This window comes from Actinoplanes sp. NPDC048988, from assembly GCF_043197815.1.
In the GTDB taxonomy this organism is placed as follows: domain Bacteria; phylum Actinomycetota; class Actinomycetes; order Mycobacteriales; family Micromonosporaceae; genus Actinoplanes.
The window spans coordinates 321,167-340,521 of record NZ_JBICTW010000001.1 but is presented as its reverse complement, the minus strand read 5'-3'; the positions used below and the strand labels follow the sequence as shown (position 1 = coordinate 340,521).

Below are 19,355 nucleotides of genomic sequence, written 5' to 3'. Positions count from 1 at the left end.
TCAGGCCGCCGCCAGCCGCGCCCGGAGCCGCTCCGCCGCGGCCGGCCACTCGTCGACGGTCATGCCGAACACCACGGTGTCGCGCCACGACCCGTCCGGCCGCTGACGATGGCGCCGCAGCACACCCTCGTGGACCGCGCCGAGCCGCGCGATCGCCTTCTGTGACCGTTCATTGCGGTTGTCGGTGTACCAGAACACGCGCTCGGCCGCCAGCTTGTCGAAGGCGTGCTCGAGCAGCAGCAGCTTGGCCTCGGTGTTGACGCCCGTGCGCCACCACGGCTTGCCGATCATCGTGTGCCCGATCGCGAGCGACCGCCGCGCCGGATCGATGTCGTGGTAGCTGGTCATGCCGATCACCCGGCCGGTCGCCGGCTCGACCTGGGCCCAGCACACCTGGGAGCCGCTCCACCGATGGCGCTGAAGAGTGGCCAGGTAGTCGGTCATCGCCTCGACCGTCCGCGGCCGCGGCACCAGGAAGTGTTGCCAGAGCTCGTCGTCGCCGAGCGCCTCGGTCAGGCCCTCCGCGTGGCCGGGCGTGAGGGGTTCGAGCCGCACGTGCCGGCCCTCGAGCGGAACGGCGGAGGCCCAGGGCAACTCGGAGCCGGGCAGGTAGCCGGGGAGATCGGCGGTCACCCCGGCGCCGGTCTCGGGCGGCCCGAACTCGCGCCGGACGGGCAGCACGCCGGCCCAGTGGGGCAGTGGCAGGTCTTCCTCGGCCTCGTTCACCCCGCCGCCGCGGGCGCGGGCCGACACTTCCTCCAGCTTCAGCGCCAGTACGCCGGTCTGCGCCAGTTCCTGTCGGGTCGGCGGCCGGCTGTCGGCCGCGCGGCCCGCCCCGACCTTGTCGACCAGCGCGGTCATCGCGGCCAGTTTCTCGGCCGGGTCGGTGACCAGCCGGGCCGCGCCCATGGCAACCACGGAGCGGTAGTTGGCGCTGTGGTGGAACTGCGAACGCGCGTACACCAAGCCGTCGAGAAGCGTGACGCTCACGCAGACCTCGACATCGGAGCCCCGGGCCGACAGGCCGAATCGCCCTCCCGAGGAGCCGTGCAGATAGAGGGTCTCGCCGACGCGGACGTGCAGGGTGGGCAGCACCCGCGGTGAGCCGTCGACCACGAACGCGACGGAACAGTCGTACGCCTCGTCCAGAATGGCGTGGACCAGGGCGCGGTCGTAGTGGGTGCGATCGCGGTAGCGGGTGGCCGTCGTGCGGGCCGTTTGAGGATAGAGGTCGGACATCGAGGCCTCCTCGCTTGCGGAATCTTCTGTACTAGTACAAAATCTCTCGTGTGGCAGCACAATATCAGGTGACCGGCGACAGCGCCTCCACGATTTCCGCGAGCATCGAGTCGGGAGTTCTGCGAGGCGACTGGGTCTGGGGCGCCGCCCTCCCGCCCATCCGCGTCCTGGCCGACTCTCTGCATGTCAGCCCGGCCACGGTGGCCAAGGCCTATCAAGACCTGCGCCAGCGCGGCGTCGTCGAGGCCGACGGCCGGCGCGGGACCCGGGTGCGCTCCCGACCCGCCGTGGCCGGCCCGCGCTCCGACCTGCGCCTTCCCGTTCCCGAGGGGGTCCGCGACCTGTCGGCCGGCGAGCCCGACCTCCGGCTGCTGCCCCCGCTCGGCCCGGTGCTCCACGAGGTCGCCGACGACAATTCCCCACCACAGGGATATGCGGCGGCGGCCGCCATGCCGGAGCTGATCGAGGCCGCCCGTCCGCGTCTGCTGGCCGACGGCCTCCCGGTCGCCGACGCGCTCATCACCGTCACCTCGGGCACTCTCGACGCGATCGAGCGCCTGCTCACGGCCCATCTGCGCCCGGGTGACGCGGTGGGCGTCGAGGATCCCGGCTGGTCCAACCTGCTCGACCTGCTGGCCGCCATGGGCCTGCGCCCGGTGCCGATCACCCTCGACCGTGAGGGTCCCGCGGTGGCCTCGGTCGACGCGGCCCTGCGCGCGGGTATCCGGGCCGCCGTCATCACGGTGCGCGCGCAGAACCCCACCGGCGTCGCCGTCACCGCCTTGCGGGCCGAGGAACTGCGGATCCTGTTCGCCGCGCGCCCCGGGCTCCTGCTCATCGAGGACGACCACGCCGCCGAGCTGGCCGAGGCCCCGCCCCACTGCGTGGGTCCGGTCACCGGCGCCTGGGCCGTCACCCGCTCGGCGTCCAAGCCGTTCGGCCCCGACCTGCGGGTCAGCGTGCTGGCCGGCGACGAGACGACCATCTCGCGGGTGGTCGGCCGGATGCGCGTCGGCTCCGGTTGGGTGTCGACCATCCTTCAGCGGGCGCTCCTGCGCCTCTGGCGCGATCCCCAGGTCACCGAGCTGGTGGCGCACGCCGCCGGCGCGTACGGCCGGCGGCGGCGCCTCCTGCGGGACGAGCTCCGGGCCCGCGGTCTCGCGGCCGAGGGCGAGACCGGCATCAACGTCTGGGTGACCGTGCCCGACGAGACCCGCGCGGTCGGTCTGCTCCGGGACGCCGGATGGGCGGTGGCGCCCGGCTCCCTGTTCCGCACCTCCACCCCGTACGGCATCCGTATCTCGATCGGCCCCCTCGATGAGGAGGAGATCCCCAGGGTGGCCGACGCGGTGGCCGCGGCCGTCCACCCCTCCGGCCTCACCGCCCCGGCGCGATGATCAGGCGCGCAGGCGGCGGTAAGCCCGGGCCGACAGCGGAAGGAAGACCGCCGTGATCACCAGCGGCCAGGCCAGGGCGAGCCAGACCGCCCCGTCCGCCAGGGGACCCGACGTGATCCCGGTCGGGTTGCCGAACAGCTCGCGGGCCGCCGAGGCGGTCGCCGACAGCGGGTTCCACGCGGCGATCGTGCCCAGCCAGCCCGGCATCGTCTCGGCCGAGACGATCGCCGTCGACAGAAAACCGATGGGCCAGACCAGCACCTGTACGGCCATGGTGGCCCCCTCGCCGCGGAAGGAGAGCCCGACGAAGATCCCGATCCAGAGCATCGCGAAGCGCAACCAGAGCAGGAGCACGACGGCCAGCGCCACCGGCGCCGGATCCGAGGTGATCCGCCAGCCGATCAGCAACCCGCCCACGATCAGCGCGAACAGCTCGACCGCCGAGTTGGCCATGTCGGCCCCGACCCGGCCCAGGGCCACCGAGGAACTGCCGATCGGCATCGAGCGGAACCGGTCGGTGATGCCCTTGCGGGCGTCGTTGGCCATCGTCGTGGCCGTGGACTCGACGCCGAACATCATGCTCAGCGCCAGCATGCCGGGCAGCAGGAAGTTGATGTAATCGCCGCCGCCGGGCACGGTGATCGCCCCGCCGAACAGGAAGCCGAAGACGAGCAGCAACATGATCGAGAAGAGGAGGCCGAAGAGCGGCGTCCAGGGCTGCCGCGCCCAGTGCGCCAGCTCCCGCTGCGTCATGATCCATCCAGCGCGCAGGGTCGTCATCGCGCGGCCTCCTCGGTCAGGGTCAGGAACGCCTCGTCCAGGGTCGGCCGCCGCAGCATCAGGTCCTCGGGATCGATCCGCAGCTCGTCCAGGCCGCGGACGATGTCGGCGAGCGCGCCGAGACCGACCTCGAAGGTGAGGCTGTGCGCCTCGGCGTCGGTCACCGCGGGCGCGCCCACCGCTCGGGAGAGCCGCTCGGCGACGTCGTCCAGGGATGTCCGCAGGGGCAGGGTGACGGTGACCCGGTCGCCGCCGACCCGGCGTTTCAGCTCGTCCGGGGTGCCCTCCGCGATCACCCGCCCGTGGTTCATCACGGAGATCCGCGCGGCGAGCTGATCGGCTTCGTCCAGGTACTGCGTGGTCAGCAGCACGGTGGTGCCGCGGGCGGCGATCTCCCGCACGCTCTCCCACACCTCGTTGCGGGCGCGGGGGTCCAGGCCGGTGGTCGGCTCGTCGAGGAAGAGCACCGCCGGCGTCATGATCAGCCCGGCCGCGATGTCGAGCCGCCGGCGCATGCCCCCGCTGTAGGTCGAGACCGCCCGCTCGGCCGCCCCGATCAGCCCGAAGACGTCCAGCAGCTCCTCGGCCCGCCGCCGCGCGTCGCTTTTGGACAGGCCGAAGAGCCGTCCGAACATCACCAGGTTCTGCCGGCCGCCGAGGATCTCGTCGACCGCCGCGTGTTGCCCGATGAGGCCGATCCTGCGCCTGACCTGCGGCGCCTGCCTGCGTACGTCAAATCCGGCGACCGTCGCCGCACCCCCGTCGACATCGATCAAAGTGGCCAGCGCCTTCACCGCCGTGGTTTTGCCCGCGCCGTTCGGCCCGAGCAGGCCGTGGATCACGCCCGAGGGCACAGCCAGGTCGAAACCATCCAGGGCGGGGGTCTTCCCGTACGTCTTCTGTAGTCCGTCAGCCGTCAGTGAGTTCACGTCGCTCCTAACTCCGTATGCCTTACGGAAATTGGTGCGCGGTACACCGTACACCCCACGGGGTAATCTCCGCACATGGAAAGTCAGAACGTCGACCGCACGCTGAGCCTGCTCTGGCGGCGCACTCTCGGCACGCCGCAGGGCTCACGCGGTCCCAAGCAGCGCTTCAGCGTCGATGAGGTGGTGCACGCGGCGATCGCCGTGGCCGACGAGGAGGGCCTGCCCGCGTTCTCGATGCGCAAGGTCGCCGACCGGCTCGGGCTCAAACTGATGTCGATCTACACGTACGTTCCGGGTCGCTCCGAACTGATCGGCCTCATGGTCGACGAGGTGATGGGGGAGCGGGAACTGCCGCCGCACCAGGGCGACCTCCGGGAACGGCTCACCGGGGTCGCCCGGCAGATGTGGGACGAGTTCCACCGGCATCCGTGGCTGCTCCAGGTGGAGGAGAGCCGGCCGTGGATCGGCCCCAACGGTTCCGATCGCTGGGAGTGGCAGCTGGCCGCGATCGAGGGCGCCGGCTTCACCGATCTCGAGATGGACCAGGTCATCACGTTGGTCGGCGGCTTCACGGCCGCCGCCGCGCGAGCCTCCATCGCGGCCAGCCGGACCGCCGAGCAGTCCGGCATGTCGGACCTCGAGTGGTGGGAGATCAACGCGCCGATCCTCGAGCGCGTCATGCCGCCGGGCGCCTACCCGCTCTCCGGCCGCGTCGGCACGGCCGCCGGCCAGGAGTACAACGCGGTCGGCGACCCTTCGCGATCCTTCTCTTTCGGGCTCGATCGCATCCTCGACGGCATCGAGGCCCTGCTCGACCGCTAGCTGCTCAGGGCGCCGGCCGCGATCTTCAGATCTTCGACCAGGGTGCGGTACGCCGTCTCGCGATCATCCGCGCGCAGGACGGCCGACGGGTGGAACGTGGCCAGGGCCTGGATCTCGGCCACCGGGAAGTCGCCGGGATGCTGGGCCGAGGCCGGCCACGGCATCAGCTTGCCGCGCTGCTGGGTGACCCGGAACGACGGGCCCAGCAGCGCCTTGCCCGCGGTGGCGCCGAGGATCACCACGAGCTCCGGCTCGAGCAGCGAGAACTCGGCGACCAGCCACGGCCGGCAGGCGGTGATGTGGGCCGGGCCCGGATTCTGGTGGATGCGCCGCTTGCCGCGCGTCTCGAAGCGGAAGTGCTTCACGGCATTGGTGATGTAGACGTCACTCGCGTCGAGGCCGGAGTCGTCGACCGCCTCGCGCAGCAGCCGCCCGGCCGGCCCCACGAAAGGCAGGCCCTTCTGATCCTCGACGTCGCCCGGCTGCTCGCCGACCAGCACCACCCGGGCGTTCGGCGCGCCCCGCCCGAAGACGGTCTGAGTGGCGTCCGCGTGCAGCTCACAGCCCTGACAGTCGGCTGCGGCGGACTTGAGCTTGTCGATGCTCCATGGCTGGGGCGGCACCCACTCCTGCGCGCCGACCGGAGCTTCGGTCCTAGGCATGGAGACGTTTTTACCCCCATCCGGTCTGAGTACCCTCGTGGGGTGCGGTTGACGGATTTCTGGGAGCGACTCAACGAGTCGTTCGGTGGCGCCTATGCGCGGAGCATTGCGGCAGATCACTCTTTTGCGGCACTGGGCGACCGAACCATCGATCGGGCGATAGCTGACGGTGTCGATACGGCTACTATCTGGCGAGCAGTGGTGGCCGCGTACCCCGATCGGGTGCCCTCTCGCCTGCGATAACGCTGCTTTCGTACACCCGTTCTGGCGTGTCACTCGATAGTCGTACACGTGTTCGGCTATTGTCCACAACGGCTTGGTTATCCACAGCCGGAGGCAGGGCAGCGGATTTTTGTCATACCCACCCCCTACCTTGGTGCGCGTGGTGAACAGAAGCTCATCGGCGAAGACGCCTGCGAAATCGAGTACAGGGGTGGCGGACATGGGGAACGGACCTGACCGGGACAAAGCGCTCGATCTGGCATTGGCACAGATTGACAAGCAGTTCGGCAAGGGCTCGGTGATGCGGCTTGGGGAGCGGCCGGTCGTGGAGACCGCCATCATCCCCACCGGGTCCATCGCCCTCGACGTGGCGCTCGGCGTCGGCGGCCTGCCGCGCGGCCGCGTCATCGAGGTGTACGGGCCGGAGTCCTCCGGTAAGACGACGGTCGCCCTGCACGCGGTGGCCAACGCGCAGCGCAACGGCGGTATCGCGGCGTTCATCGACGCCGAGCACGCCCTCGACCCGGAGTACGCGAAGGCGCTCGGTGTCGACACCGACGCCCTGCTCGTCTCCCAGCCCGACACGGGTGAGCAGGCGCTCGAGATCGCCGACATGCTGATCCGCTCCGGCGCGCTCGACATCATCGTCATCGACTCGGTGGCCGCCCTCGTGCCGCGCGCCGAGATCGAGGGCGAGATGGGCGACAGCCACGTCGGCCTCCAAGCCCGGCTGATGAGCCAGGCCCTCCGCAAGATCACCGGTATCCTCAACAACTCCGGCACGACCGCGATCTTCATCAACCAGCTCCGCGAGAAGATCGGCGTCATGTTCGGCTCGCCCGAGACGACGACCGGTGGCCGCGCGCTGAAGTTCTACGCCTCGGTCCGGCTCGACGTGCGCCGCATCGAGAGCCTGAAGGACGGCACCGACGTCGTGGGTAACCGCACCCGCGTCAAGGTCGTGAAGAACAAGGTGGCCGCGCCGTTCAAGCAGGCCGAGTTCGACATCATGTACGGCAAGGGCATCTCGCGCGAGGGCTCGCTGATCGACGTCGGCGTCGAGCAGAGCATCATCCGCAAGTCCGGCGCCTGGTACACGTACGACGGCGACCAGCTCGGCCAGGGCAAGGAGAAGGCGCGGGAGTTCCTCAAGGAGAACCCCGACGTCGCCGCCGAGATCGAGAAGAAGATCCTGGAGAAGCTCGGCGTGGGCCAGACCACCGGCGACGCCGCCGGCGGCCCGGAGCTGCCGCCGGTCGACTTCTGATCCCGGCCGGGCTCACCACATGACCGGACGACGCGGCGCGCGAGCCGGGCGCGGATGGGATGCCATCCCGCCCCGGCCGCCCCGCCCTTCCGATGAGCATCCGCCCGGCGAGTCCCCCGGCGGCGAGACGGAACGCGGCAACGTTCCGCCACGTCGCGGCGGCGACTCGCCGGGCGGAACCTCCCGCCCCGCCCGCCAGGGCCTCCCGTGGTCCCGCGCCGACCCGTTCGGCCTCGGCGTGGGCTCCACCGGCCGAGACGAGTCCATTCCGGACGACTCGGAGCAGGACCAGCCCGACGAGGCCCGTCCTCCTTCGGCTCGCTCCGGCCGCTCCGGCTCTCGCCGCGCTCGCACCGGGCGTGACAGCTCCGGAGAGGCCGGCTCAGGACGGCCGGCTCAGCCCGCGCAGAGCGAAGGGGAGCGCGCCCGGGAGATCTGCCTGCGTCAGCTGGCGGTGCGGCCCCGTACCCGGGCCGAGCTCGCGAAGGTCCTGGCCCGCAAGGAGATCTCCGACGAGGTGATCGCCGAGGTGCTCGACCGGTACGACGAGGTCGGCATCATCGACGACGCCGCCTTCGCCCGCGCCTGGGTGTCGAGCCGCCACCACGGCCGCGGCCTGGCCCGGCGTGCGCTGGCCAACGAGCTTCGCCAGCGCGGGGTCGACGCCGAGACCGCCAGCCAGGCCCTGGAGTCCGTCGACGAACAGGACGAGGCCGCCGCCGCCCGCGCCCTGGTCGACCGCAAGCTGCGCACGGCCACCGGTCCTCCCGACGCCGTCTTCCGCCGCTTGGTGGCCATGCTGGCCCGCAAGGGCTACCCGGCGGGCACGGCCTTCCGCGCCGTCAAGGAGGCTCTGGCCGCCCGCGACGCCGAGGCGGCCGAGTTCGCCGACGCCGTTGACGCCGACGCCCTGGCCGACGAAAGCACCGACCTCTCCTGACCCCGGGCTTCCCTCTACGATGCGGCGCATGGCGTTGATTCATCGTGCTCAGATTCGCCCCACCAAGCTCGAGCTGTTGGCGAAGTGGCTTCCCGCGCAGGACTGGGCCGGCGGGGCCGGGGGCTCGGAGCTCGAGCGGGTGGCGGCCTATCGGTTCGACGACCCGGCCGGCGAGGTCGGGATCGAGACCTTGCTGGTACGGGCGGGGGACGGCCCGGTTCTCCAGGTGCCGCTCACCTACCGCGGGTCGCCTGTGGACGACGGCGACTCCCTGCTGGTGGGCACGTGTGAGCATTCGGTGCTCGGGCCGCGCTGGGTGTACGACGCGACCGGCGACCCGGTCTACGCGGCGGCACTGACCAAGGCGATCATCAACGGCGAGGGCCAGGCACAGGAGTTCATCGAAACCGACGGCCGGCTCGAACCGCGCCCCCTCAGCATGACGATCGTCGTCGCCGAAGCCGCGGCCGACCCGGGCGACCCGGCGCTCATCGGGCCCGGAGATCCGGCGCTGGTGGCGACGGAGGCGGCCGAGTTCGCTGTGGTTCGGCGGATCGGCGCCGGGGGAGTGCCGGACGGTCTGCGGTTGAGCGGTTCGTGGAGCGGGCAGCCCGCGCTGGTTCCTCTGGTCTTCGTGTGGAATAGGTAACCATCAGTATTTTTATCCCTCTATATTGTCGTACGTGGATGGCGCAGCCGGCTTGACCTCGGTTAAGTTGCTTCCTCGCATCGCGGGGGGATCGCTGACATGTGTGCTCTCTTCGCGTGCGACAACGGGGAGGGACATGCGGATCAATCAGCTTGCGCGGCATCGCGGCTTGCGCGCGGCCGCGCGGCTCGGCGTGCTGGCCGGCGCGGTCGGCGTGGCAGCGCTGACCAGCGCCCACGCGGCCGGCGCCGCGACCACGAACGCCGCCACCCGCGGCATCGTGGTCGTCGCCGAGAAGCAGGCGGGCGCCACCGACGAGAAGACCACCGAGGCGCCACCCACGAACGAGGCCGACCCGGCCCCAGCCGCAAACGATGAGGACCCGCCCGGCGACGACAACCCCGGCACCCCCGGCGACGGCACTCCGCCCGGCGACGGCGACGGCACTCAGCCGGGCGGCGGCGACGGCGGTGGTACTCCGCCGGGCGACGGGGACGGTGGTGGTGCCCCGCCGGGGGACGGCGGCGGCGGTACTCCGCCAGGGGACGGCGGCGGTGGTGGTACTCCGCCCGGCGATGGCGGTGGTGGCACTCCGCCGGGGGACGGTGATGGAGACGGCGGTGGCACTCCGCCCGGTAATGGTGGTGGCACTCCGCCCGGGAATGGCGGTGGCACTCCGCCTGACAACGGCGGTGGCACCCCTCCCGGCGACGGGGAAGGAAACCCGCCCAGCGACGGCGGTGGCGACGGGAGCGAGAACCCTCCCGGCGGTGCCGGTGGCAACGGCAGCGAGAACCCGCCCAGCGATGACGGCGAGACACCGCCCAACGACGACGGAGCGGACGACAACCCGCCCGCGGCCGACCCCGGCCCGATCGGAGACGCCGACGAGAACGGCAGCGTCACTCCGAACGATGACACCGACAACGCAGGCGGCGCCGGCGGCTCCAGCAACCCGATCCTGGCCCTCACCGGCGCCAACTCGGCCGGCATGGCCGGAACCGGCGCAGCCGTCCTAGTCGGCGGCGTGGTCCTGCTGTTGGTAACCCGCCGACGCCGGTCCGAGCCGCAGACCTGACAACGCCGGCCCGGGTCCCGGCCTGACATCGCGGGCCCGGGTCCCGGCCTGACAACGCCGGGTCCGAGCCGCAGGCCTGACAACGCTGGCCCCGGGTTCCGGCCTGACAACGCCGGTCCTTTCGTTGGTCTGGCGGCGCGGGTCCTGGTTCCCGAGGGCTGGCGGAGCCGGTCGGTTTGCAGCTGGACGGCGGCATCCGGCCGTGGCCCTTCGGGGGTCGCGGCCGGATAGCTCGGCGCTGGTGATCGGGTCTTGACGGACATCGGCGTTGGCCACTGCCTGGTAATCTGTAACGTTGTGACCGATCAGAGCCGTATGCCGGGCTACGGTCCCTTCCAGGAAGGCGCCGACCCGACAGCGCCGATTTTCCCACCGGCCTCGGCCTCAGCGCCGCCGCCGTCACCCTCGAGCGACCAGCCAGCCGTAATGCCCGGCCAGCCCGGCATTTCCGGCCAGCCCGGCATTTCCGGCCAGCCCGGCGTTCCCGGCCAGCCCGGCACTCCGGGCCAGCCGGGGGACAGTCTCGGTCAACCCGGGGACGGCCTCGATCGGCCCTACCCGGCCAGTGCCGCCGATGGCACCCCGCCCTCCAATGGCATCCCGGCTGATGGCGGTGCCTCCTGGCCCACGAGCGGGTCGCCCTCCCCAACCAGTGGCATCCCCGGCCCGGCGAGCGGCACCCCGTACCCGGCTGCCCCCGCCAGCCCGGCCGGTGGCCGCGCCTCGTACGGCCCTTTCCACGGCGACCCCTATCCGGCCCCGGCTGAAAGCAACCCCTACGGCTTCTCCTCCCCGCCCGGTCGCCGCATCGAGCCCACCCCGCCCCCGAACCGGGGCCGCTTCGTCGCCGGGCTCCTGGCCGGCCTCGTCGCCGGCCTGCTGCTCTTCGGCGCCGGGGGCTTCTTCGCCGGCCGTGCCTCCGCCCCCGAGCGGGGGCCGGCCGCCAAGGCCCCGGCCGCGACACCGTCGCTGGGGGTCTTCGAGCAGAGTCAGGCCACCCTCAACGCCCCCGACTTCGACGGCACCGCCCTGGTCACCCTCGCCGAGGGCTGGCTACCGTTCCTCTCCACCTGCGGCCGCAGCGGCACCTCCGGCGGCCCTCGTCTGAGCCCGGGTGAGAAGGTTCGCGTCCGCTGCACCCTCGACGGCATGAGCGCGATCTTCGTCGAGTACGAGAACGTCGCCGAGCGGGACAAGGCCCGCGTCAAGGCCATGGGTCAGGCCGTCGACGCGCGCACCCTCACCCCGGGGGTGGGGCCGGCCACCGAAGGGCCTACTCCGAGCGGGCGAACCACCGGTAACTACGTGGAATACGCGTATCGTCTCACCGAGGGCGGAACCACCCGAACCGTGAGCGGTGTCTGGTGGGATGACGCTCAGACTCCCGTGGCGGGTTTCCTGCTCGCCTACTGGAAGGAGGGCGTCGGTGAGAAGTGGGAGCCGATGCGCGATCTCTGGTCCAGGTACGCCTGAATTGCGGTGACCTGGGGGTAAGCGGTACCGAATCATGGATCCTTGACCGAAGTGGCACTCGCGACCTAGCCTCGCGTTACACAAGGTTTGTTCGACCATCGCATGCAACACGCACAACATAGATCGCATTACATTACGGCATCACTTATCCAGTAAGATGCCGCCCGGAGCGCCGAACCGCGGAACGAGAGGCGCTCAGGGCTTGACATACAGCGGTCGGCCCCGGCGTACCCACGCCAGCGGAGGGGCCTGATTTCTCCTGCGCATCCGCGGCCTTGGTCGGGCATCCCACAGATGGCCCGCGCGCGTGTTCGTGCCGGGCGGCGAAGGGAGACGCGGCGTGCTGACCGCCCTGGACTGGGTGCTGGTGGTGGCGATCGTCGTCCTCGCCGCCTTCGTGGTCGCCGGCATGCTGCTCGGCGCCCGGGCGCTGCGTCACCTCAAGAAGACCGACGCCCAGGGTTCGGGTCAGGCGGTCGACGACGCGCTGGCCAAGGTCGACGACGCCAATGCCAAGGCCGCTTCGGTACGGGCGGAGGCCGCCGCCGCCAAGGCCGAGGCCAACGCCGCCCGGGCCGAGGCCCGCCGCGTCCTGGAGGACGCGCACAGCGAGGCCGACACGATCCTCGAGCGGGCCCACCGCCAGGCCGAGGCCGACGCCGAGCAGGTCCGGTCGGCCGCCCGCCGCTCCGGCGAGCGCGAGGTGGCGCTGCTCAACGCCACCGCCAAGGAGCAGGCGGCCGAGGTCGAGCGCCGCGCCGCCCGCATCGACGAGCGGGAGCGGCTGCACGCCGACGAGGTCGAGCGCCTGGTCGAGCGGGAGCGCCGCCTCGCCGGCATGGACACCGACCTTTCCGCCCGCGAGGCCGCCCTCTCCGCCAAGGAGACCGAGCTGGCCGGCGCCGAGGACGAGAAGCGCCGCGAGCTGGAGCGCATCGCCGGCCTGACCGCCGAGGCGGCCCGGGCCGAGTTGGTCGAGAGCATCGAGGCGCAGGCCAAGCGCGAGGCCGCGATCATCGTCCGGGATGTCGAGGCGGAGGCCAAGAGCACCGCCGACACCCGGGCCCGGCACATCGTGGTCGACGCCATCCAGCGGATCGCCAGCGAGCAGACCGCGGAGAGCGTGGTCAGCGTCCTGCATCTGCCCAGCGACGAGATGAAGGGCCGGATCATCGGCCGTGAGGGCCGCAACATCCGGGCCTTCGAGTCGGTCACCGGGGTGAACCTGATCATCGATGACACCCCCGAGGCGGTGCTGCTCTCCTGCTTCGACCCGGTGCGCCGCGAGGTGGGCCGCCTCACCCTCGAGAAGCTGGTGCTGGACGGGCGGATCCACCCGCACCGCATCGAGGAGGTCTTCGAGAGCGCCAAGAACGAGGTCGACGTGCTCTGCGACCGGGCCGCCGAGGACGCTCTGGTCGATGTCGGCATCACCGACCTGCACCCCGAGCTCAAGAAGCTGCTGGGCCGGCTGCGTTACCGCACCAGCTACGGCCAGAACGTGCTCAAGCACCTGGTCGAGACCGCGCACATCGCCGGGATCATGGCGGCCGAGCTGGGCCTGGACGTGCCGTCGATGAAGCGGGCCGCCTTCCTGCACGACATCGGCAAGGCGCTCACCCACGAGGTCGAGGGCAGCCACGCGCTGATCGGGGCCGACCTGGCCCGTAAGTACGGCGAGTCGGAGGACGTGGTGCACGCGATCGAGGCGCACCACAACGAGGTTCAGCCGCAGACGATCGAGGCCGTGCTGACGCAGGCGGCCGACGCCTGTTCGGGCGGGCGCCCGGGCGCTCGGCGGGAGAGCCTCGAGGCGTACGTCAAGCGTCTGGAAAGGATCGAGGAGATCGCGGCCGGCAAGGTCGGCGTGGAGAAGGTCTTCGCCATGCAGGCCGGCCGGGAGATCCGCGTGATGGTGCGGCCGGACGACGTCGACGACATCGGCGCCGCCGTCCTGGCCAGGGATGTTGCCAAGCAGATCGAGGAGGAGCTGACCTATCCGGGTCAGATCCGGGTCACCGTGGTGCGCGAGTCACGCGTCACCGAGCTCGCTCGTTAGGCCGAGCTGCTCGCGGAGGATGTCCGCGTGCCCGCAGTGCTGGGCCAGCTCGCGCAGCAGGTGCATGTAGGCCCAGCGCAGCGGGAGCGGCCCGCGCCGGTTGCCCGGCAGCAGGTCGTCCAGCGCGATCGAGGCCGCCGCCCGCCGCGAGTTCTCGATCGTCTCGCGGTACGCGTCCTGGATGCTCTCGATGGTGTCGTCGTCGTCGAGCAGGAACGACTCGTCGGCGGTGAGCGGGATGCCGAGCTCGGCCCGCGACTTGCCGGTCACCGCCTCGCCGAACCAGACGTTCTCCACCATCGTCACGTGCTTGACCAGGCCGAGCAGCGTGGTGCGCGACGGCACCAGGGAGGCGCGGGCCTGCTCCTCGGTGACGCCGTCGAGGCTGTCGAGGAGCGCCTTGCGGTGCTCGTCGAGAAAGGCCTCGAACTGGACCTTGGCGGGCTCGTGAATGGCGTCGTCGGCGGAAATCATGCGCTCAGCATCTCAGACGACACCGCCGCCACCACCCATGCCCGGATCGGTTGCTCCCATCACCACGCTGCGCCCCGTGACGCGGGGCGCCTTGCCGCTGCGCCGGGTGCGGCGGCTGAGCCAGCCGGCGAACGCGGTGAGCATCGAGTTGACGATGATGTAGATGATCGCGGCCACGATAGCGGCCTGGACGAGGTTGCCGAAGTTGGCCGCGACGTTGTTGACGCCGAGCTGGAGCAGTTCGTTGTACGAGATGATGTAGCCCAGCGCGGTGTCCTTGACCAGCACGACGAGCTGGCTCACGATCACCGGCAGCATGGCCCGGGCCGCCTGGGGGATGAGGATGTGGCCCATCACCTGGCCCTTGCGCATGCCGATCGCGTACGCCGCCTCGCTCTGCCCGGCCGGCACCGACCGCACGCCGGCCCGGAACGCCTCGGCCAGCACCGACCCGTTGTAGAGGGTCAGGCCGATCACCACGGCCCAGAAGATCGACATGGGCTGCTGGGTCAGGAAGGGGATGCCGAAGAAGATGAAGAACATCATCAGCAGCAGGGGCACGGCCCGGAAGAACTCGACGACCGCCCCGGCCGGTACCCGCACCCACCAGTGGTCGGAGAGCCGGCCGACCGCGAAAATCACGCCGAAGACCAGCGAGAGAACCGCCGCGACGATGGCCGCCTCGAGCGTGTGCAGCAGGCCGGGCAGGATGTAGTCGGTCCACGTGCTCGACTGGGTGAAGGGCTTCCACAGGGCGGCCGCCCACTGGCCCTTCTCGTCGAACTTCCGGTAGATCCAGTAGAGCAGCGCCAGCAGCAGGACGCTGAAGACGACCGTGAGGATCCGGTTGCGTGCCTTGGCGCGAGGCCCCGGGTGGTCGTAGAGAACCGCGTCGGTAGTCATCGCTTCACCGCCAGGCGGTTGGCCAGCCAGCCGAAGGCGTAGCCGGTGGGGATCAGGACGATCGCGAACGTGCCGGCGAAGACCAGGAAGATCGGGATGACCGCGTCACCGTTCTCGTTGATCAGTTGCTTCATCGCGCTCGACGACTCCACGAGGCCGATCGTGCCGACGATGGTGGAGTTCTTGCAGAGCGCGATGATGATGCTGCCCAACGGCGCGATCACGGCCCGGCCGGCCTGCGGCAGGATGATGATGGTCAGCGTCTGCCAGAACGTCATGCCGATCGCCCGGGCCGCCTCGGCCTGGCCCGCGGGCACCGTGTTGATGCCGGAGCGGATCGCCTCGCAGACGAACGCCGCTGTGTAAACCGACAGGCCGGTGACGCCGAGCCAGAAGACGTTCAGATCGAGGTCGTCGGAGAACGCGACGCCGAGCGCCGAGTAGAGGCCGAAGTAACAGAACAGGATGATCAAGGTGAGTGGCGTGTTGCGGAAGATGTTCACCCAGGCCGTACCGAATGCGCGCAGCACCGGGATGGGGGAGACCCGCATCGCGGCGATGAGGACGCCGAGCACCAGGGCGCCGACACCGCCGGCGAGGGTGAGCTTCAGGATCCAGAGGAACCCGGTGAGGTAGACCTCACGGTTGAGGGGATCGGAGAAGACGTCCATCGGCACCTTCGAGCGAAGAAAACCGCGAGGGCCGGATCACCGGCCCCCGCGGCACTGAAGAGGGATCAGGAGCAGTTCGTCAGCTTGGAGGCGTCGAGCTCGGGCGCGGCCTTGCCGCTCTTGCCGAGGGTGTCGTCCCAGGCCTTCTTGTACGACCCGTCGGCGGCGGCCGCCTTCAGGATGTCGTTGATCTTGTTGCAGCCGGCGGTGTCGTCCTTCTTGAGGCCGATGCCGTACGGCTCCTCGCTGAACGGCTTGCCGACCACCTTGAACTTGCCCGCGTACTGCTCCTGGGCGGCGTAGCCGGCCAGGATGATGTCGTCGGTGGTGACCGCGTCGACCTGACCGCCGGCCAGTGCCGTCACGCACTTGGAGTACGAGTCGAACTGCTGGAGCTTGGCGTCCTTGTAGTCGCTCTGGATCCGCTTGGCCGGGGTCGAGCCGCTCACCGAGCAGACCTTCTTGCCGGCCAGCGACTCCGGCCCGGTGATCGTCGAGTTGGTCGGCACGAGCAGGTCCTGACCGGCGACGAAGTACGGGCCGGCGAAGTTGACGACCTTCTTGCGCTCGTCGTTGATCGTGTAGGTCGCCACGACCAGGTCGACCTGACCCTGCTGGATGTAGGGCTCGCGGTTGGCGGAGACCGTGGTCTTCCACTCGATGCCGCTGTCGGCCAGGCCCAGGCCCTTCGCGATGATCTTGCCGATCTCGACGTCGAAGCCGGAGTACGTGCTGCCGGTCTGCAGGCCGAGGCCGGGCTGGTCGGCCTTCACGCCGATGACCAGCTTGCCGCTCTCGGCCTTGCCGACGATGCCTTTGGCGCTGCTGCTGCCGCTGCCCGCGTCGTCGTCCCCGCCGCACGCGGCCACGGTCAGCGCCATGGCGACCGCGCCGAGCGCGGCTGCCAAACGGGTGATGCGCATCATTGGGCTCCTCGAATATTCCTAGATGGACAACGGATCAGTGCGTGAGGATTTTGGAAAGGAAGTCCTTGGCGCGATCGCTTTTCGGATTGGCGAAGAACTCCGCCGGCGGCGCTGATTCGACCAGTTGGCCGTCGGCCATGAAAACGACGCGGTTGGCCGCGTGCCGCGCGAATCCCATCTCGTGCGTCACGACCACCATCGTCATTCCCTCGCGGGCCAGCGACGTCATCACGTCGAGCACCTCACCGACCATCTCGGGGTCGAGCGCGCTGGTCGGCTCGTCGAACAGCATCGCCTTGGGCTGCATGGCGAGGGCCCGCGCGATCGCCACGCGCTGTTGCTGGCCGCCGGAGAGCTGGGCCGGATATTTCTCGGCCTGGTTGCCGATGCCGACCCGGTCGAGCAGCGACATGGCCCGTTCGCGGACCTCGGCCGGCTTCTCCTTGCGCACCTTGACCGGCCCGAGCATGACGTTCTGCAGGATCGTCTTGTGCGCGAACAGGTTGAAGGACTGGAAGACCATTCCGACCTCGCTGCGCAGCCGGGCCAGGGAGCGGCCCTCGGCGGGCAGGGGGCGGCCGTCGAAGGTGATGGTGCCGGAGTTGATCGGCTCGAGCCGGTTGATCGCGCGGCAGAGCGTGGACTTCCCGGAGCCCGACGGTCCGATAACGACGACGACCTCGCCTCGGGCCACCGAGAGATCCACGTCCTGGAGCACGTGAAGCGGCCCGAAGTACTTGTTCACCTTGTCGAGGACGATGAGAGCCTCGTCGGACACTGCTGGACCACCGTCCCGTCATTGGGGTTCACCCGGATGGGCACACTCTATGTGGGTGCTTGTATCGGTTCACGCCGAGAATGGTCACGGACTGGTAACTCAGCACTCGCAATAGGCCATCATTGTCCACCATGTTCGGTATGGCTGACACCGATCCGACAGGTGGCCTCTGGAACTGGGCGGTCGCCTGCCCCCTCGACCCGGATCGTGTGCGCGGTGCGTTGGCCGGCACGCTGGAGCGCTCGGTAGTCCCGTTGGAAGCCGAGGGTGACATTCTCTGCGACGTCTACGAGGTCGGCGGTGACTTCCCGACACTGGTCGACGTCTATCTGGCGCCCTCGCGTGTCGACGAGGCCACGGCCGCCAGCGCCGTCTCGGTCCGGCTGGGTGCCGCGGTCCTTCTCCCCGACGACTCCCTGGACCCTTCGCGGTACGTCCTGGCGACGCCGGACGGAAGCCTGGTCGCGGTCCAGGTCGACGAGGTCGAGACCGACGACGGGCCGGAACGCCGCAACGTGCGCCCCGCCACCACGGGGAGGTAGGCAGTACCCTGGTCAATTGCCATGACTACCGAAATTCAGGGCGCCGCGCGTACGTACGACGTACGCACCTATGGCTGCCAGATGAACGTGCACGACAGCGAGCGCATCTCCGGGCTGATGGAGGACGCCGGCTACGTGCGCGCGGCCGATCCCGAGTCGGCCGACGTGGTGGTCTTCAACACCTGCGCCGTACGGGAGAACGCCGACAACCGCCTCTACGGCAACCTCGGCCATCTGCGCCCCACCAAGGTCAAGAACCCCGACATGCAGATCGCCGTCGGCGGCTGCCTGGCGCAGAAGGACCGCGGCGACATCGTCAAGAAGGCGCCCTGGGTCGACGTCGTCTTCGGCACCCACAACATCGGCTCGCTGCCGGCGCTGCTCGAGCGCGCCCGGCACAACTCCGAGGCCGAGGTCGAGATCCTCGAGTCGCTCGAGGTCTTCCCGTCGACCCTGCCGACCAAGCGCGAGTCGACCTACGCCGGCTGGGTGTCGATCTCGGTGGGCTGCAACAACACCTGCACCTTCTGCATCGTGCCGTCGCTGCGCGGCAAGGAGAAGGACCGCCGCCCGGGCGAGATCCTGGCCGAGGTCGAGGCGCTGGTCGCCGAGGGCGTCCTCGAGGTCACGCTGCTGGGGCAGAACGTCAACTCGTACGGCGTGGAGTTCGGCGACCGGCTCGCCTTCGGCAAGCTGCTGCGCTCGACCGGCGCCATCGAGGGCCTGGAGCGCGTGCGGTTCACCAGCCCGCACCCCAAGGACTTCACCGACGACGTGATCGCCGCGATGGCCGAGACGCCGAACGTCTGCCACTCGCTGCACATGCCGTTGCAGTCCGGATCCGACCGGGTGCTCAAGGCCATGCGGCGCAGTTACCGCCAGGAGAAATACCTGGGCATCATCGACAAGGTCCGGGCCGCCATGCCGGACGCCGCGATCACCACCGACATCATCGTCGGTTTCCCGGGCGAGACCGAGGAGGACTTCGAGCAGACCCTCGAGGTCGTACGCCGTGCGCGGTTCTCGAGCGCCTTCACGTTCCAGTACTCCAAGCGGCCCGGCACCCCCGCCGCCGTGATGGCGGAGCAGCTGCCCAAGGCCGTGGTGCAGGAGCGCTACGAGCGTCTGGTCGCGCTCCTCGAGGAGATCACCTGGGCCGAGAACAAGAAGCTGGTCGGCGAGAAGGTCGAGGTCCTGGTCGCGGTCGGCGAGGGCCGTAAGGACGAGCGTACGGGCCGTCTCAGCGGCCGCGCCCGCGACGGCCGCCTGGTCCACTTCGCCACCGGCGAACTCACCCCGCGCCCCGGCGACATCGTCGAGACCGTGGTGACGTACGCGGCCCCCCACCACCTGAACGCCGACGGCGCCCCGCTGAGCTACCGTCGCACCCGCGCCGGCGACGCCTTCGAGGCCGGCCGCACCCCCAAGCTCAAGGGCGTCTCCCTGGGCCTGCCCACGATCGGCGTCCCGGCTCCCCTGCCGGCGTCGACCGGCGGCTGCGCCGTCTGATCCTCAGACCGCACCGGGGACGGCCGATGAGCTGT

At 70.3% G+C, this 19,355-nt stretch carries 20 protein-coding genes; 11 read left to right on the top strand and 9 right to left on the bottom strand.

What is annotated here, in order from left to right; all coding sequences use genetic code 11:
- Complete coding sequence (locus ACGFJ7_RS01665) at positions 1 to 1,239, bottom strand: bifunctional pyridoxamine 5'-phosphate oxidase family protein/GNAT family N-acetyltransferase (protein ID WP_392640206.1); 1,239 nt, start codon at positions 1,237 to 1,239, stop codon at positions 1 to 3.
- Positions 1,240 to 1,289: 50 nt separating this feature from the next.
- On the opposite strand from ACGFJ7_RS01665, the gene ACGFJ7_RS01660 reads away from it, so the two are divergent.
- On the top strand, positions 1,290 to 2,636 hold the full coding sequence (locus tag ACGFJ7_RS01660; RefSeq protein WP_392640204.1) for an aminotransferase class I/II-fold pyridoxal phosphate-dependent enzyme: 1,347 nt from the start codon (positions 1,290 to 1,292) through the stop codon (positions 2,634 to 2,636).
- Here ACGFJ7_RS01660 and ACGFJ7_RS01655 read toward each other — a convergent pair whose 3' ends face one another.
- Entirely contained in the window at positions 2,637 to 3,416 is a 780-nt protein-coding gene (locus tag ACGFJ7_RS01655) for an ABC transporter permease (RefSeq protein WP_360241727.1), read from the bottom strand.
- A complete protein-coding gene (locus ACGFJ7_RS01650; RefSeq protein ID WP_360241724.1) occupies positions 3,413 to 4,345 on the bottom strand; it encodes an ATP-binding cassette domain-containing protein in 933 nt (310 codons plus the stop codon). The genes ACGFJ7_RS01655 and ACGFJ7_RS01650 overlap by 4 nt, the downstream gene beginning before the upstream one ends.
- Before the next feature lie 75 nt (positions 4,346 to 4,420).
- Here ACGFJ7_RS01650 and ACGFJ7_RS01645 point away from each other — a divergent pair, with 75 nt between their 5' ends.
- Entirely contained in the window at positions 4,421 to 5,167 is a 747-nt protein-coding gene (locus ACGFJ7_RS01645) for a TetR/AcrR family transcriptional regulator C-terminal domain-containing protein (protein WP_360241721.1), read from the top strand.
- Here the strand turns inward: ACGFJ7_RS01645 and ACGFJ7_RS01640 are convergent.
- A complete protein-coding gene (locus tag ACGFJ7_RS01640) occupies positions 5,164 to 5,829 on the bottom strand; it encodes a UdgX family uracil-DNA binding protein (protein ID WP_360241718.1) in 666 nt (221 codons plus the stop codon). The two genes, ACGFJ7_RS01645 and ACGFJ7_RS01640, sit on opposite strands and share 4 nt — an antisense overlap.
- A gap of 42 nt (positions 5,830 to 5,871) precedes the next feature.
- On the opposite strand from ACGFJ7_RS01640, the gene ACGFJ7_RS01635 reads away from it, so the two are divergent.
- The 7 genes from ACGFJ7_RS01635 to rny all read left to right on the top strand — a co-directional run bounded on the left by ACGFJ7_RS01635 (position 5,872) and on the right by rny (position 13,517).
- Positions 5,872 to 6,072: a DUF3046 domain-containing protein gene (locus ACGFJ7_RS01635; RefSeq protein WP_360241715.1), complete on the top strand. Its 201-nt coding sequence runs from the start codon at positions 5,872 to 5,874 to the stop codon at positions 6,070 to 6,072.
- 199 nt (positions 6,073 to 6,271) lie between these two features.
- On the top strand, positions 6,272 to 7,318 hold the full coding sequence (gene recA / locus ACGFJ7_RS01630; protein ID WP_097318782.1) for a recombinase RecA: 1,047 nt from the start codon (positions 6,272 to 6,274) through the stop codon (positions 7,316 to 7,318).
- Positions 7,319 to 7,583: 265 nt separating this feature from the next.
- Entirely contained in the window at positions 7,584 to 8,258 is a 675-nt protein-coding gene (locus ACGFJ7_RS01625) for a regulatory protein RecX (RefSeq protein ID WP_392641266.1), read from the top strand.
- A gap of 28 nt (positions 8,259 to 8,286) precedes the next feature.
- A complete protein-coding gene (locus tag ACGFJ7_RS01620; protein WP_360241712.1) occupies positions 8,287 to 8,907 on the top strand; it encodes a hypothetical protein in 621 nt (206 codons plus the stop codon).
- Positions 8,908 to 9,043: 136 nt separating this feature from the next.
- Positions 9,044 to 9,985: a hypothetical protein gene (locus ACGFJ7_RS01615; protein ID WP_392640199.1), complete on the top strand. Its 942-nt coding sequence runs from the start codon at positions 9,044 to 9,046 to the stop codon at positions 9,983 to 9,985.
- Positions 9,986 to 10,411: 426 nt separating this feature from the next.
- Positions 10,412 to 11,458 carry a hypothetical protein gene (locus tag ACGFJ7_RS01610; RefSeq protein WP_392640196.1) on the top strand — a complete coding sequence of 349 codons (1,047 nt, stop codon included), beginning with the start codon at positions 10,412 to 10,414 and terminating at the stop codon, positions 11,456 to 11,458.
- Positions 11,459 to 11,801: 343 nt separating this feature from the next.
- Positions 11,802 to 13,517, top strand: coding sequence for a ribonuclease Y (rny, locus tag ACGFJ7_RS01605; protein ID WP_360243534.1), 1,716 nt, complete (start codon positions 11,802 to 11,804; stop codon positions 13,515 to 13,517).
- On the opposite strand, the gene ACGFJ7_RS01600 is transcribed toward rny, so the two are convergent.
- The 5 genes from ACGFJ7_RS01600 to ACGFJ7_RS01580 form a co-directional block, all read right to left on the bottom strand.
- Positions 13,491 to 13,991 carry a DinB family protein gene (locus tag ACGFJ7_RS01600; RefSeq protein WP_360241704.1) on the bottom strand — a complete coding sequence of 167 codons (501 nt, stop codon included), beginning with the start codon at positions 13,989 to 13,991 and terminating at the stop codon, positions 13,491 to 13,493. The two genes, rny and ACGFJ7_RS01600, sit on opposite strands and share 27 nt — an antisense overlap.
- A 12-nt stretch (positions 13,992 to 14,003) precedes the next feature.
- Complete coding sequence (locus ACGFJ7_RS01595) at positions 14,004 to 14,894, bottom strand: amino acid ABC transporter permease (RefSeq protein ID WP_392640192.1); 891 nt, start codon at positions 14,892 to 14,894, stop codon at positions 14,004 to 14,006.
- Positions 14,891 to 15,565 (bottom strand): amino acid ABC transporter permease, encoded by a 675-nt coding sequence (locus ACGFJ7_RS01590; RefSeq protein WP_360241698.1) that lies wholly within the window; start codon positions 15,563 to 15,565, stop codon positions 14,891 to 14,893. Before ACGFJ7_RS01590 ends, ACGFJ7_RS01595 begins: the two co-directional genes overlap by 4 nt.
- A 65-nt stretch (positions 15,566 to 15,630) precedes the next feature.
- Positions 15,631 to 16,488, bottom strand: a complete 858-nt coding sequence (locus ACGFJ7_RS01585) for a glutamate ABC transporter substrate-binding protein (protein WP_360241695.1) — start codon at positions 16,486 to 16,488, stop codon at positions 15,631 to 15,633.
- 37 nt (positions 16,489 to 16,525) lie between these two features.
- Positions 16,526 to 17,269: an amino acid ABC transporter ATP-binding protein gene (locus tag ACGFJ7_RS01580; RefSeq protein WP_360241692.1), complete on the bottom strand. Its 744-nt coding sequence runs from the start codon at positions 17,267 to 17,269 to the stop codon at positions 16,526 to 16,528.
- A gap of 140 nt (positions 17,270 to 17,409) precedes the next feature.
- Between ACGFJ7_RS01580 and ACGFJ7_RS01575 the strand changes: the two genes are divergently transcribed.
- Positions 17,410 to 17,811 carry a hypothetical protein gene (locus ACGFJ7_RS01575; protein ID WP_360241689.1) on the top strand — a complete coding sequence of 134 codons (402 nt, stop codon included), beginning with the start codon at positions 17,410 to 17,412 and terminating at the stop codon, positions 17,809 to 17,811.
- Positions 17,812 to 17,832: 21 nt separating this feature from the next.
- Positions 17,833 to 19,320: a tRNA (N6-isopentenyl adenosine(37)-C2)-methylthiotransferase MiaB gene (gene miaB, locus ACGFJ7_RS01570; protein WP_392640187.1), complete on the top strand. Its 1,488-nt coding sequence runs from the start codon at positions 17,833 to 17,835 to the stop codon at positions 19,318 to 19,320.
- Positions 19,321 to 19,355 lie beyond the last annotated feature (35 nt).